This is a genomic window from Streptomyces reniochalinae (genome assembly GCF_003323735.1).
Lineage (GTDB): Bacteria > Actinomycetota > Actinomycetes > Streptomycetales > Streptomycetaceae > Streptomyces > Streptomyces reniochalinae.
The window spans coordinates 12,710-27,491 of record NZ_QOIM01000055.1; the positions used below are offsets into that span (position 1 = coordinate 12,710).

5 protein-coding genes and 1 pseudogene are annotated in these 14,782 nt (G+C 67.6%); 3 read left to right on the forward strand and 3 right to left on the reverse strand.

All coding sequences use genetic code 11. The features are described from left to right. Positions 1–478: 478 nt before the first annotated feature. The 3 genes and pseudogenes from DQ392_RS32485 to DQ392_RS32495 form a co-directional block, all read right to left on the reverse strand. A complete protein-coding gene (locus DQ392_RS32485) occupies positions 479–3,136 on the reverse strand; it encodes a phospholipase D-like domain-containing protein (protein WP_114019294.1) in 2,658 nt (885 codons plus the stop codon). After that, the gene (locus tag DQ392_RS32490; RefSeq protein ID WP_245982264.1) at positions 3,133–4,551 is read right to left on the reverse strand and encodes a hypothetical protein; all 1,419 of its coding nucleotides are present in this window, start codon (positions 4,549–4,551) and stop codon (positions 3,133–3,135) included. Before DQ392_RS32490 ends, DQ392_RS32485 begins: the two co-directional genes overlap by 4 nt. A gap of 349 nt (positions 4,552–4,900) precedes the next feature. Continuing rightward, positions 4,901–5,029, reverse strand: a pseudogene (locus tag DQ392_RS32495) (transposase); the annotation flags it as partial. 203 nt (positions 5,030–5,232) lie between these two features. Here DQ392_RS32495 and DQ392_RS32500 point away from each other — a divergent pair. The 3 genes from DQ392_RS32500 to DQ392_RS32510 all read left to right on the forward strand — a co-directional run bounded on the left by DQ392_RS32500 (position 5,233) and on the right by DQ392_RS32510 (position 14,729). Then, the gene (locus tag DQ392_RS32500; RefSeq protein ID WP_114019295.1) at positions 5,233–6,420 is read left to right on the forward strand and encodes a serine/threonine-protein kinase; all 1,188 of its coding nucleotides are present in this window, start codon (positions 5,233–5,235) and stop codon (positions 6,418–6,420) included. 148 nt (positions 6,421–6,568) lie between these two features. Then, positions 6,569–9,436 (forward strand): DEAD/DEAH box helicase, encoded by a 2,868-nt coding sequence (locus DQ392_RS32505; RefSeq protein WP_114019296.1) that lies wholly within the window; start codon positions 6,569–6,571, stop codon positions 9,434–9,436. 25 nt (positions 9,437–9,461) lie between these two features. Continuing rightward, positions 9,462–14,729, forward strand: a complete 5,268-nt coding sequence (locus DQ392_RS32510; RefSeq protein WP_114019297.1) for a DNA methyltransferase family protein — start codon at positions 9,462–9,464, stop codon at positions 14,727–14,729. Positions 14,730–14,782: the final 53 nt, after the last annotated feature.

Here is a 14,782-nt window from a genome sequence, read left to right on the forward strand (position 1 = left end):
ACATACGCAAACGGCGCGCTTCCGAGTACGACGAATGAGATCAGTAGACAGACAGCGAGGATCAGGGACGGCATCAGGTACCTCCAGCGAATCGCCAATCGGGTCCCGACGACGACACCGTCGAGCAGCACAAGAGCGGAACTCAGTCCCACCGAACGGGTGACACGCCTCGTCATCATCCGCCTGAGCAGCTGTAACTCTCACTGAGAGGTTGAGTCGCCTCGTCGGTGGAAGCATCGGGAGGACCTCATCGACGCGCTGCTCTGTGCGCGGATGGCCGCACTGTGGTGTGGGCACGGACTGACTCGCTGCCAGCGCTGGGAGCGGACAGCTCCCTGCCCGCGAGAAAGGCCCACCATCATCACGCCTACCTGCCTTGAGCAGCGGCGTGACGGTAAGACGAGGTCAATCGAGGGGGATCAGCCGCTCGACGGTTCATCGCCGGCGGCGCCACGGCGATGATCGCCTTCTTTCCCCGTTACGAGTCGAGTGTGAACAGGCGACTGACCAACTCCGGGTAGGCGAGGCCTGCTTCGGCGAGAATCTTCCTGAGGGCTTCGGGCGGACCTTTCTGCAGCGGAACCGGGGAACCGACGTGACCGGGTACCGCGGAAAGGTCGCCGCCGCTGAACCGTGATTCCGGTGTGGCAGGGAGTCGTACCTGGTAGGTACGCCAGACGCGTGCCGGGGGATTGAGCAGGACCAGGTAGGGGTCCGCCCACGCCATGAAGGCCCAGCGGTTCTTGCTGCGGGCTCGTACGAGCACGCCGTCGGCGTGGTGCCGCCCGAGTCGTTCGGCGGCTTTGGCCACGACTGGAAGCGGATTGCCGAAGGAGCCCGTGATCTCCCAGAGCCCGTCCTCGCACACGACTGACCAGCCGGCCGCGGTGAGCCCCTCGATCACCTCCGCGTATGGGTCGTCTTCCTGCGCCAGAGCGATGAGTTTTTCCACCTCGCTCCAGGACGCGACGCGGGCGAGCGCCCGCTCCGGCGGGATCATCAGGTCCTCCGCCTCGGCGGGCTCGGCACGCGCGATCACCGCCTTGCCGCCGTGCCAGGCGCGGGCCGCGAGTACGTCGTGCTCGCCTCCGCCGGTGAAGGTGGCGTCCTGGACGAGCAGTGTCATCACCACGGCCGCCACCGCATCCAGCCGTCGCCGGGTCTCGGGCGGAGCATCGTGGTCCGTCTCGGCCGCCAGGTCTTCGGCACCGAGTGCTTTGAGGAGGCGGCTGAGTCCGTCGCGCCAGCTCTGGTCTTGCTCGTCCCAGACTCCGGCGGCCAGGAGCTGGACGTACAGGCTGGTCACGAGCAGCCGGACCGGAACCGGTGCTGCGGCTGAACCGTCAGGGCCTGTGAGCGCCGCGACCCAGCGCTGGGCCCAGGCGCGACAACGGGCACGCTGCTCTGGCGCGACGTACGGGACGAGCGGCTCGCTGGTGGTGGGGAGGTCCTCCTCTTCCGTCTCGTCCTCGTGCTCTTCGTCATCCTCCTCCCGCACGGCAAGGGTGACCGCCGACACGATCCACCGCGACGAGGGTGCCTGGGGCAGGTCGAGCTGCGAGGTGCCGAACGCCAGATCCGTCAACGGCGCTCCGATCATCCGGCGGCAGTCGGCGAGGTAGGCGTCCCAGCGGTCGACGCCGCTCGATGTCACCGAGCCCGCTGTCGCGTCTCCCGCCGAACTCATCCGAGGAGCGGACGTTCCGGCGGTGAGCTCGCGCAGGCGCAGCAGATCGGTTTCGAAACGGCGTGCGGCACGCTCGTCGGCGAACAGGGTCTGCGCCGTGTAGTCGTATCTCAGCAGGGGAGCGCTGTCGGCGCTGTGTCGCTGGGCGCAGTGCACGGGGCTGTAGACGAAGACGACGGCGGATTCGGCGGTGGTGCCGTCAGGGCGGGCGCATGTGGCGCGAACCGCTGCACCAGGGACCTCGGGCAGCGGGAAGGAACCGGCCGATGCCCCCGCCGGAATGGTTCCGGTCTGCGTCCAGGAACCTGGTGAACCGTCCGGAGACGTGCTGATCACCACGGGCAGGAGCTGGGGGTGCGCCAGAGAGACGTGCAGACCTTCGCTGTCCGTCTTCGCGCCCAGCAGGACGAGCGTGTGACCGGTGGACTTGAAGGGCCGGATGGTGCGGCCCGTCAGGCTCGCGAGTGAGGTGATGCGCCCCTGTTCGGGAAGCAGCGGCGCGGTGTCGGCGGCGATTACGGCGAGCTCGCAGTTGCCGCCGTCCCGGGTGCTGGTGCACAGTGCGGCGCGGGTCAGATTCGGGCTCCCGGTGAGAGCGTATCGGCGGCCGTCGGTCTGCCACTCGACGAATTTGCCGTGCCGCATCCGAGTCTCCTCGAGAAAACGGATCTGCGCGTCGAAGCTGCCGAGCGCCCTCTTGATCGCTCCGGCGTCGTAGCTGGACCAGCGTGGCTGGAGCCCGAGGACGGTGCGGCGGGGTGTGAGACGGCCGAGCAGCCCGCTGAGGGCATGACCGGCCTCGTCGACGAACGGGGCATACGCGTGCAGTTCGTCGACAGGACCGAGCGGCAGTTGGTCCAGCAGACTCTTCTGGAGGTTGTGCAGAAGCCGGGCACCTGATTCCGGTCCGGCCGGGGCGTTGACATGCCGTTCGGTCAGAAGGGCAGCGAGTTCCGTCAGATGATTCGCCGACCAAGGGGCAAGTTCCACGGCGGAGGGCAGGGCGTCCAGCCAGTCGGCGAGGTCGGCCAGGAGGGCGTGGGAGTCGTCGTCCTCGGTTTCCACCACCGTCCAGAGTTCGTCGTTGGCACCCCAGCCGGACAGCGTCGGGTTCCCCGAACCCACTGCGAGCCGGCAGGCGTGTTCGCCGATCAGAAGGACGACCTTGGGGTGGAACGCGCGCTGGCAGGAGGCCAGGCCGTGCAGATAACTGCGGCCTGCCATGCGCACATCGACCGGGTCGTACAGTCCTTGGGCCGCATCACCGATCACCGCGGTGCGGGCACCCAGGCCACGGGCAACGGGTATGGCGACCTTCTCCAGGAAGGGAAGATCGACTGTGAATCCGAGGAAGAGCGCTTCGTGCAGTGCCTGCTGATCGCTGCGTTCGCTCCACTCCCTCAGCAGCGTCACGGGGGATGCGAACCGGGTGTGGTGTGCCGCGCTCATGGGTTCGTCTCCAGGATTCGCCGTCCCTCCGCGGTGATGGTGTGGCAGTTGTCACGGACGGCGAAAAGCCCCAGCTGCGCCGCCAAGGAGCCGAGTTGGGGTATGCGGGTGCCGATGTCGGAGTCGCCTTCGTCACCGGTCTTGAAATAACGCTCGTTGCGGAAGTGCAGACGGGAGAAGATCTTCAGCCCGCCGGTCGCGGGGTCGATGCGCAGCTTCGCGAGGGCGACTCTGCGGGACTGGGCGAGCATGTCGTCCACCAGCCGGGCGGCCAGGTCGCTGACCGGCCGGTCGGCGTAGCCGGCGATGAGGCCGTCGACCCACGTCGGGTCGAGGAACTCGGCCCGACGCCGCTGACGGCCCAGAAAGACGGCCCGTACATCGTCCGGCAGATGACCCTCACGGGAGCGCAGCGCACCCACCATCAGGAGCAGCACATTGGTCATCGGGGCATCGGCACCCCGCTCCAGGAGAAGCCGTTCGGCAGGCAACAACTGACCTGCCGCGTTCTTGGGCGGAGGCAGGTCGTCCAGGACCCGCCGTACCTTCCCGTCCGGGGCCTGTTGCGCCAACCAGTCGCGTAGTTCCTCGGCCGACCGGTCTGCCTCGCCGTCCTTGGAGCCGACACAGGCCACCAGTGCCGCCCACAGCCGACGCCAGGCGCCGACGGAGTAATGGCGCAGCAGCACTCCCCGCCAACCGGCCGTCTCGGGAATCGCCGTCAAGACGGGATCAGTTGTCGCCTCGCCACCGAAGGCCACCGCGGAGCGCAGCGTCTCCTGGTACCCATCACCCTCGTGACCGCGGAGATCGATCGCCCGGCCGAGGATACGGAGGGTCGCACGCCGAGTGCGGTCGGACGCCGACCAGTCCCCCTGCGCGTGGCTTCCTCCACCGCGAGTTGCGGTCAGCACGTCCGTCAGCCATTCCCGCTCGGCCGGACACGGGACACCGAGAGCCGCCTGCCTCGCTGTCTCCAGGTCGGCGAAGGACACGACGTCCCGCGCCGCGAGAGACAGCAGAGGGGCGAAGAGCTCCTTGACCGCGGGAGGGCACGGGTGCCGGCCGGGTCTGAGCACTCCGTCCCGGACATCCACGGTGCCGAGCACCGTGGCGGGTCCGCCGTATTGGTCCCAAAAGCCCCAGCGGCGGGGTGAGTACGACTGGCTCAGCTGCTGTTCGTCGGCGGCTCGCGCGAGTTCCAGTTCCTCTGTGCAAAAACGCCGCACCCGATCGACCCCGTGGGCAAGCCACGCCGGATCTGTCTCCCCGTCGTGCTGGAGCGCCGCCAGCAGGACCTCGCTGCGGCGGACCGCCCGGCGGCACGCAGTGATGTCCCAAGCGTTCCGTTCCGCGTGCGCCGCGATCGCCGCATACAGCGAGTGGTAACGGATGTACCGGGTCACCGTGGACACTCCAGGAACCAAACGGTCCACCGCCCGCATCACCGGGCCCTCCACCGCCAGTGGATAGCGCCCGGACCGCACGCCCAATCCCTCGAGTGCCCATGCCGGCCCACGGACATCCGCTGTCACTAGCCACCCCTTGTCGGCTGCCGGAGCGTTGCATCGGCAGGAACTACCTGACCCTGCTTCAGGGTAGGTGCTGATTTCGGACGAGAGGCCAGTACGGTCGACTGAATTCTGGAAGCTGCCAGGACGCGCGCCCGATCCACCCTCAAGGGCCACCCACGACTTGGCGTTCGGCAACGCCCGAGTAACACTCCAGTGTGACTTCGCGATCTTGTATGGGTCCCCCCAGGAACCGAAGCGACTCCGCAGTGACACCGAGATCCGCAGCTACCGTCGCGTACGTCCGCTGCCCGGCCGCGGCGCGATAGAGCGCGACAGCGTCCTTCCTGAACTCCTCCGGATACGGATACTCGCGTCCCACCTGGACATCCCTCCCTGGACCATCAAAATCCATCGTCAGGGTGTCCACTCCCAGGGATCAGCCTCAGCCCGGCCCTCCTGCGGCGTCGTGGACACGGTCGCCCATCTGGCAGCGACGGTGTGACCTCCCAGAGCACCCTCGCGACGGCAGCAGATCCATTAACGTGGCACTTCCCATCACCAGCCCGACCAGCGAGGTTCCCCGTGCAGACTGCTCCCCTCTCCCCGGAGGACCCCGCCGTCATCGGCGGCTTCGAGTTGCAGGGACGGATCGGGCAAGGTGGCATGGGCCAGGTCTACCTGGGAGAGTCGCTCGGCGGGGAACCCGCGGCGGTGAAGGTGATCAAGCCGAGCGTGGTGGATTCGGAGGCGCGGCTGCGGTTCGCGCAAGAGGTCGAGATCCTCAAGACGATCTGGGGTCCCCGTATCGCCGCGTTCCTGGATGCCGACGCCGAGGCGGACGACCCCTGGTTGGCCACCGAGTACGTGGAGGGGCCGGACCTGCGCGGCCACGTGCACATGCACGGCACGCTGCCGTCCCTGCTCACGGCCTCGCTCGGGGCCACCCTCGCCGAGGCGCTGGCCGGTGTGCACCGCCAGGGTCTGGTGCACCGCGATCTCAAGCCCGCGAACATCCTGCTGGGGCCGAACGGGCCGAAGATCATCGACTTCGGCCTCGCCGTCTTCGCCGAGTCGAACGCGTCTCTGACGGCGCCGAACACGGTGGTCGGTACCCCCGCGTACATGTCGCCGGAGCAGGCGAACGGCGTCAAGCCTCTGACCGGCGCCGTCGATGTGTACGCGCTGGGCGCGGTCCTGCTGTTCGCCGCCACCGGCCACGCCCCTTACCAGGCGGCCACGCCGATGGCGACGTTCAATCTGGTCGGGGACCCAGCGAAGGCCCCTGATCTGGAGGGCGCCCCCGAAGAGCTGGTGCCGCTGCTCACCGTCATGTTGGCCCACGAGGCGCAGGACCGGCCGTCCCTCACCGACGTGGTGCGGCACTGCCGGGCGGTGGTGGAGAGCCAGGGCATGACGATCGCTCAGGCGCGGCGGAGGCTGACCACACACACGGTCCAGGCTCCCGCGGCCCACGCACATCCCCCTCACCCGGCCCCGCCGCCGGCAGCGGCAAGGACCGAGCCGGCGCCTGAGCCCGAGGCTGCGACCGTCCCGGCTCCGTCACCGGAGCGGACACCCACACTGCTGGACCCCTCCCCCGCCGGGCCGGACGGGCAGTCGGACTCCCCCGGCGTGCAGACACCGGCCACCCCCGCCCCCGCGTCACGGCCTCGCGATACTCCCTCCTCCGGGCCGTTGCGTCACTCGGCACAGGCCCGCCGGACCGCCCAGCAACTGCGCCAGGTGTACGCCGCGAGCGCCCCGTTCTGACCCGCCCGCGGCAAGGCCGGGCACGGCAGCGGTAACGAGCGGGTCACTGATCGTCCCTGTTCCCCTTGACCGGCGTCACCACCCCGACAAGGGTGGTGATACACACATCCAGGACACGAACGTCGAACGTCAACACAGGAGGCAGCGGGTGACCCTCGACGGCAGCAGCGCCCTCGCCGAGAGTTCCGAGGACGCGCAGTACCCGCCGGGTTCGCAGGTCGTCGTACGGGACGAGGTCTGGCTGGTCCGCAACAGCTTCCCCACCAAGCACGACGGGACCCGCATCGACGCCGTGGGCATCTCCGACTTCGTCCGGGACCAGGAGGCGGTGTTCTTCACCGCGCTGGACCGGGCCGAGCTGCTGGACCCGCGCAAGACGACGCTGGTGCAGGATGATTCCCCGAATTTCCGGCGCTCCCGGCTCTTCCTGGAATCCGTCATCCGCAAGACGGCGCTGCCGCAGTCCGAGCGGGGGCTGGCGCTCACGGACTCGTTCCTGCTGGACGCACTGCCCTACCAGCAGCGTCCGGCGCAGCTCGCGCTCTCCGGCCGCAATCTCCAGCCCCGCATGCTGATCGCCGATGTCGTGGGACTCGGCAAGACCCTCGAAATCGGTCTCACGCTGGCGGAGTTGATCCGGCGCGGGCGGGGCGAGCGCATCCTCGTCGTCACGCCGCAGCATGTGCTGGAGCAGTTCCAGCACGAGCTGTGGACGCGGTTCGCCATCCCTCTCGTACGGCTCGACTCGGTGGGTATCGAGCGCATCCAGCGGGAGATTCCGGCGGGCCGGAACCCGTTCACCTATTTCAAGCGCGTCATCATCTCGATCGACACCCTCAAGAACACCGACCAGTACAAGCACCACCTGGAACACATCCGGTGGGACGCGGTGGTCATCGACGAGTCGCACAACCTCATCAACAAGGGGTCGCTGCGCAACCAGCTCGCCAAGACGCTGGCCCCCAGGACCGACGCGCTGCTGTTGGCCTCCGCCACCCCGCACAACGGCGACGCCCGTTCGTTCGCCGAGTTGATCTCGCTCCTCGACCCCGCCGCCATCCGCGACCCCGAGCGCTACCGGGCCGAGGACATCGAGCATCTGTTCATCCGGCGGACGAAGGTGAGCCCGGAGGTGCGGGACGCGATGCGCGGTCAGTGGGCCGACCGCGGCCCGTCGCAGGCCATCCACTGTGCGGCGTCCCCGGCAGAGGAGCAGATCTTCGAGGAGCTGACGCAGACGTGGCTGCCGACGGACGGGCGGAAGTCGGTCACCGATGTCGCGCTCTTCCCCTACACGCTGCTGAAGTCCTTCCTCTCCTCCCACAAGGCGCTCAAGGCGACGGTCGCCACCCGCACCAAGACGCTGGAGAAGAGGATCACGCCCGAGGCCGACCGGGCCGAACTGGAAGCCCTGGAGCGGTTGAGCGCTCTGGCCGCGAAGGTGACGGAGAAGGACTCCGCGAAGTTCCGCGCGCTCGTCGAGCAGCTCAAGGAAATCGGCGTAGGGCCGGGCTCCGACACCCGGGTAGTGGTCTTCTCCGAGCGCGTGCAGACCCTCGAATGGCTCCGCGACGCGGTCCCGGCCGCCCTCGGGTTCAAGGGGCAGGCGGCGCAGCGGGCCGCCGCACGGATCATGCACGGTGGCCTCTCCGACGAGCAGCAGATGCAGTGCGTCGAGGACTTCGGCCTGGCCGACACCCCGGTCCGCATCCTGTTCACCGGCGACCTGGCCTCCGAGGGCGTCAACCTGCACCGTCAGTGCCACCAGCTCATCCACTACGATGTGCCCTGGTCGCTGATCCGGATCGAGCAGCGCAACGGCCGTATCGACCGCTACGGGCAGGAGAGATCGCCGCAGTTCCGCGCCCTGATCCTGACCAGCACGGTGGACGGCGCCAAGGACGACACCCTCGTCGCCGAGCGGCTGCTGGAGCGGGAGGACGAAGCGCACCGCGCGCTGGGCACGGCGGAGGCGGTCAGCGGGCTGTACCGGGCCGAGGCCGAGGAGAAGTCCCTCGTCCAGGACCTGCTGCGGGGCCGCACCGTGGACGAGTCGCTCGACGCGCCGCATTCCGGTGGCACGAGCGGCACGGACGACGGGCTGGACGACTTCCTGGGGGACTTCTTCGGCACGGTCGGTGAGGAGCCTGCCGACGACAGCGGCCAGCACACGGCCCCTCCCACGGCCGAGGTCCCGCGGCTGTTCGCCTCCACTCGGCAGTACATCGACGAAGCCCTCAACGAGGTCTTTCCCGACGCGCGCGACCGGCTCGACCTGTCGATGGACGAGAAGTCCGGGCTGATCTCCTTCGTGCCCCCGCGCGACCTCATCCGGCGTCTCAAGGCGCTGCCTCCGGACTATGTGCGCGAGCAGCAACTCCACAAGCGGCTGCTCGTCACCCTCAACCGGCGGCTGGCCGAACACTCGCTGCGGCTCGCACGCCAGTCCTCCACCTCCAACTGGCCGGAGATCTCCCTCCTCACGGACCTGCATCCGATGGTGGAGTGGCTGACGGACAAGGTGCTCGTCCGCATCGACCGGCAGACCGCACCCATCATCACGGCACAGGTACGGCCTGCCCGCTATCTGGTCCAGGGGATCTACTCCAACGCGCAGGGCAAGCCCACGGTCGTCCAGTGGATGGCGGTGACCGCCGACGGCTCGGTGGACGCCGACATGGTGAAGGTGCTCCACGAGGCCGGAGTCGGCCCTGAGATGGCCAACCCGCTCAGCCCGCACAACGCCGCCCGCCTCGCCGAGCCGCTACCCGACGTGCTGAAAGCCGCCGAGGCGTATCTGGAGCAGCACCGCGCGGAGTGGGACGAGCCGCTGCGCGAGCCCATCGAGCGGTACAAGGCGCGGCTGGGCGCGTGGGAGCAGCCCACCCTGGCCGGTGAACGCACCAAGCGGGAGCTGGCAGACCTGGCCGACTCGCTGCTGACGACCGGCCGTCCGATGCTGCGACTCCTCGCCGTCCTCGCGCCCGACCCCACCGCCGCCCCGTCCGCCGACTGAGACCGAGAGCTGGAAGAGCCAGGCCATGACGTTCGACTCGCTGGTCAACCGCGGTGACTACTTCTCCCCGCACTACCTGTCCGAGGTGCTGCCGAAGGATCTGAAGTCCGGGCTACTCAGCACCTGGAAGAAGCGTGAGGAGGAGGCGAAGCGGGCCCGTGAGGCAGCCACCGCCGAGGGCGCGGCCGACAGCGCCGCCCCCTCTCGCGCACCCGACGCCCTGCCCGTCACCCCCCGCGCCGGACTGCGCGAGCTGCGCCGCCCCTACTTCCGGGCCCGCTCGTTCTTCGCCGCCCGGCAGGGCCAGGACGACAGCGGCAGCGTCGCGGCGGGCGGCGACGATACGGACACCTACGCCTCCCCCGAGTGGCGCGAGCGCATCCACGCCCTCAACGCGGACGTGCTGCGCGCGCTGGGCTTCGACGCGAAACCCGACACGCTGACGGTGCAGCGCGCCGACGCGGCCCACGAGGTCACGGTCGCGCACCGCGAGAAGGACCTGGTCGCGCTGGACTGCGGCTGGGCCGCCGAGCCCGACGACGCCCTGGACGGGGACGGCCCCGGCCGTCTGCTGGACCCGGTGGTACTCGACGGTCAGCGTACGGTCGCCACCGGCGCCAAGCTCGCCTCCTTCCTGTTCGCGTCCGAGGAGCCGCCCCGCTACGTGCTGCTGCTCACCGGCGGGGTCGTCGTCCTGGCCGACCGCGCCGCGTGGGGCGAAGGCCGCTACCTCGCCGTCTCGCTGGACGCGGCGCTGGAGCGCAACGACACCAAGACCGGCGGCGAACTCGACACCATCGCAGCCCTCTTCGGCGCCGACTCGCTGCGCACACCGGAGGAAGGCGGCGAGGTTCCGCTCGCCGAGCTCGTCGGCAACTCCGCCAAGCACGCCGTGGGCGTCTCCTCCGAACTGCGCGACGGCCTGCGGCAGAGCGTCGAACTGATCGCCAACGAGGTACTGGCCCGGATCACCGAGCAGGGCGTACGGCCCGAACAGGTCAAGGATCTCCCGGAACTGGGCCGCCAGCTCACCCGCGAGTCGCTGCGCTACCTCTACCGCATCCTCTTCCTCCTGTACGCCGAGGCCCGCCCCGAGCTGGGCATCCTCCCCTCGGACTACCCCGAGTACGAGCAGGGTTACGGGCTGGGCCGACTGGGTGAGCTGGTCGCCGACCGCGAGCTGGTGGACGAGGAGTCGCGGTGGGGCACATACCTGTACGAGTCCCTTGACCTGCTCTTCCGCAAGGTGCAGGACGGCTACCGGCCGCGCCGCACACATGGCGTCCCCGAGACCGGGGACGCCGAGGGCGCCGGATGCGAGACCTCGGAGGACGTGGGGCTGCGCTTCGAACCGCTGCACTCCAAGCTCTTCGAGGCGGCTTCCATCCGGCTGATCGGCAAGCACGCCGTCCCCGACCCCCGCTACGACGCGGACGCGGGCCGGGGTACCGGAGGCCCGGAAGAGGCGCGCTACCTCGATACGCGCCTGCGCAACGCGACGCTGTACCAGGTCCTGCGCAACCTCATGCTCACCGAAGGCAAGAAGGGGCGGCGCGGCGGCTTCATCTCCTACGCCCAGCTCGGCATCAACCAGCTCGGCGCCGTGTACGAGGGCCTGATGTCGTACTCGGGCTTCGTCGCGAACGAAGAGCTGTACGAGGTCGCCAAGAACGGCGACGCCAAGGACGGCTCCTGGCTGGTGCCCGCATCCAAGGCCGACGAGTACCCGGACGAGGTCTTCGTGCGCGGCTATGACCGGGACACCGGCGAGAAGCCCCGGGTCCGGCACGCCCCCGGCTCCTTCGTCTACCGCCTCTCCGGACGCGACCGGCAGACCTCAGCGTCGTACTACACGCCCGAGTCCCTGACGAAGGTCACGGTGCAGCTCGCTCTGCAGCACCGGCTCGACCAGGACGGCGAGACGACCCCGGCGCGCGAGCTGCTGGAGTGGCAGATCTGCGAGCCCGCCCTGGGCTCTGGAGCGTTCCTCAACGAGGCCATCAACCAAGTGGCGGCCGAGTATCTGCGCAGGCGCCAGAAGGAGCTGCGCACCACGATCGACACGGAGCAGTACCAGATCGAGCTGCAGAAGGTGAAGGCGTACATCGCCCTGCACAACTGCTACGGCGTCGACCTGAACTCCACGGCGGTCGAGCTCGCCGAGGTCTCCCTCTGGCTCAACACCATGCACCCCGGCATGGAAGCCCCCTGGTTCGGCCTCCACCTGCGGCGCGGCAACTCCCTGATCGGCGGCCGGCGCGAGGTGTACGCACCGGAACGTCTCAAGAAGGGCGGCTGGCTGGGCACCACGCCGGAACGCTTCCCTCTCGCCGACGCGCAGGCCGGCGAAACGCTGCCGACCGGCGCCGTCCACCACTTCCTGCTTCCTGCGAAGGAGTGGGGCGCCGTCGCCGCCGAGAAGGAGGCCAAGTCCCTCGCCCCGGAGCAGGCGAAAGCGCTGGCGGCTTGGCGCCGGGCCATCACCAAGTCGCCGAGTGCGAAGCAGACCGCCCGTTTGCAGGGCCTGGCCCGACGGGCCGAGTACCTGTGGGGGCTGGTGGTGCGCCGCCTGGAGATCTCGGAGCGCGACATCTCGCGCCGGATCGATGTGTGGGGCGCGGAGGACGGCTGGCTGCGCCGCCCGCAGGAGGCCGTCCAGCGGGACGAGGTGGTGGCTGACCTGGAGGCGGTCGACACCCCGTACTGGCGACTGAAGACCCTGATGGATGCGTGGTGTGCGCTGTGGTTCTGGCCGGTGCAGGAGGCCGGGCTGCTGAACGGGAAGGACGAGCGGTACTCGCGCGGGGCGGCGGGCGGCGATGCCGCCGAGCAGTCGGCGGCTGTGCTGGTGAGCGGCGGCCGGGAGGCTGTTGCCGACTCCGGCGCGGACTCGGACGAGGCTGATGGTGAGGTCGGCCAAGCTGGCGAAGATGCTGCGGACCCGGACGGCGTCCTCATGATGTGGGAGGAGGACGCCCTCCCCGGCCTCGACCTGGGCGCCGAGCCACAGCAGATGGCACTGACACGCGAATCCCTCGAACGGAAGCGGACAGGCCGCCGCAAGGAGGCCATCCGCGAACGCCGCACGGTGACGTCGTTGGCGAACCTGGACTCCTGGCTGGACTTCGCCGAGTCCCTGCTGGGCACGCAGGACGTGCCGGAGGATTCGCTGGTCTCCGAGTTCGAGACGCTGGAAGAACTGACGCCCTACGAGGACCAGTTGCCCGACCTGATGGGCATGGACCCCGCACACTGGCTGGAGGCCCGGTACCCGTGGATGTCGGTCGTCGGGGATGTCGCCGACCACCAGGGCTTCTTCCACTGGGAGCTGGAGTACGGCCAGGTCTTCGCCCGGGGCGGGTACGACTTGCAGGTGGGGAACCCGCCTTGGGTGCGGCCTCGATGGCAAGAGGACCTCGTTCTGGCAGAATCGGACCCGTGGTTCAAGTTGTCAAATAAGCCCGGCGTGACGGAATGGCGCCTCAGAAAGAATCAACTCTTCGAAGAAACCGACACCCATCGGACATCCTTTCTCGAGGAGATCGCAAAAAGCACGGGCGCCATTTCGTTCCTTGGCAATAGCGCGTCCTACCCCCTACTCGCGGGAACTCAGCCTGATCTGTATCGAGCATTCATGTGTCGTGCCTGGCACCATTCCAATCCCCCAGGAATCACTGGCCTAATTCACCCTGACACCCATTTCACTGGACCAAGGGAAGGAGTCTTGCGAAAATCAGCTTACGGACATTTGCGCTTCCATGTTCATTATGCGAATTCCCTGAACATCTTCCCTGAAATCCTCCCCACCATTGAATTTGGTACTCATATCTACGGGGCACACAAACGTGCCGTTGACTTCATTCACATGAGCTGGGTCCTTTCCCCCTCCGTGGTGATAGCATCACTCACGGACGAAGGGACCACTTCGCCACCAGCTATCAAGAGAGGCGGCTCGTGGGATGTGCGCCCACATAAAGCGCGCCTTATCACCGTGAACTTTGAGCTTCTCTCCGAATGGAACCATCTCACCGGAACGGTCAACACCCCGGCTGACCAGGCGGCACTGCTGTACCCGGTTTCACATCACGAGCAGGGAACAATCTCCGCGTTCGCGAAATTCCATTCACGACTTGCCCATTTCAATCCTATGATCAGCTCCGGGTATCACGAAAAGGGGGCAAAGGAAAAAGGCTATATTAGATGGCGAACGAGTGACGTGGAAAAACTCCGAGAAGTGGTTCTACAGGCTCCTCACATCAATGTCGCAACCCCAATAAATAAGCAACCCGACATCCCGTGTCGAAGCCACCTTGACTACACCCCCTTCGATCTAACCAAACTCCCAACGGACGCTATTCCGCGCACCAATTACGTTCGAGCTTGCAGCGAGCAAGATTTTCAGGACGCTCAAGACACTTGGCACGGAAAGGCGTATACCGAATATCCTCGCCTGACATGGCGTCGCCTCATCGCCTTCAATGGCGAGCGAAGTCTGTACGCAGCACTTGTTCCGCCAGGGCCCGCTCACGTGCACACGATGCACTCCATGATGCTGGATGATCTCCGACTGACTGTACTGAATGCCGGTTTTTGGGCTTCTCTGCCCCTGGACTATCTCCTCCGCATTACCGGGCGCTCCGACCTGCAAGTCACTGAGGCAAGGAAAATGCCCGCCCCTACTCTTGAGCATCCCCTGGCGTCCCCCTTGTTGCTTCGCACCCTGCGTCTCAATTGCCTGACCAACGATTACTCGTCCATCTGGGCCACGCTCTTCGATTCCACTTGGAGCGGGTATGAGAGCTGGGCCTACAAGGGGTGGACGAAATTGCCACCCATCACGGCAAAGCTGACTCCGCGTTGGGATAGAAGCACACCTCTGCGCACGGAGTACGAACGTCGAGCTGCACTTGTCGAAATTGATGCCCTCGTGGCTGTCTGGCTCGGGGTTAGCGCTGATGATATGCAAGCAACCTACGTAGCACGTTATCCGACACTCACGAACTTCGAGGCGGAGATGTACTTCGACGCCAACGGGCGCAAGATCGCGCGCAATCACAACACCTACGGCTTCGGGCAAACCAAGGAAACGTACCCGGCGCTGCTCGCTCACCTCGAAGCTCCGGCCACCACGCCGCCGCCTGAGGGATATGAGGCGCCGTTCTACAAGGCGGATCGGGAGGCCGAGATGCGGGGGGCGCATGCGCACTTCCAGGCGCGGCTGGATGCGGAGATCGCTGCCGGCCGTTGGTCGCCGCCAGAGCCAGCGGACGCGGCGGACGCCGCGTCCGCGTAACGCACCACCGCACGTCACTGTCCACTGTCCACCGCCTCATCGATTGGCCAGCC

What these genes read in the sequence shown, in the direction of transcription:
- DQ392_RS32485 (WP_114019294.1), bottom strand. Translation starts at nt 3,136, where the DNA reads ATGAGCGCGGCACACCACACCCGGTTCGCATCCCCCGTGACGCTGCTG.
- DQ392_RS32510 (WP_114019297.1), top strand. Translation starts at nt 9,462, where the DNA reads ATGACGTTCGACTCGCTGGTCAACCGCGGTGACTACTTCTCCCCGCAC.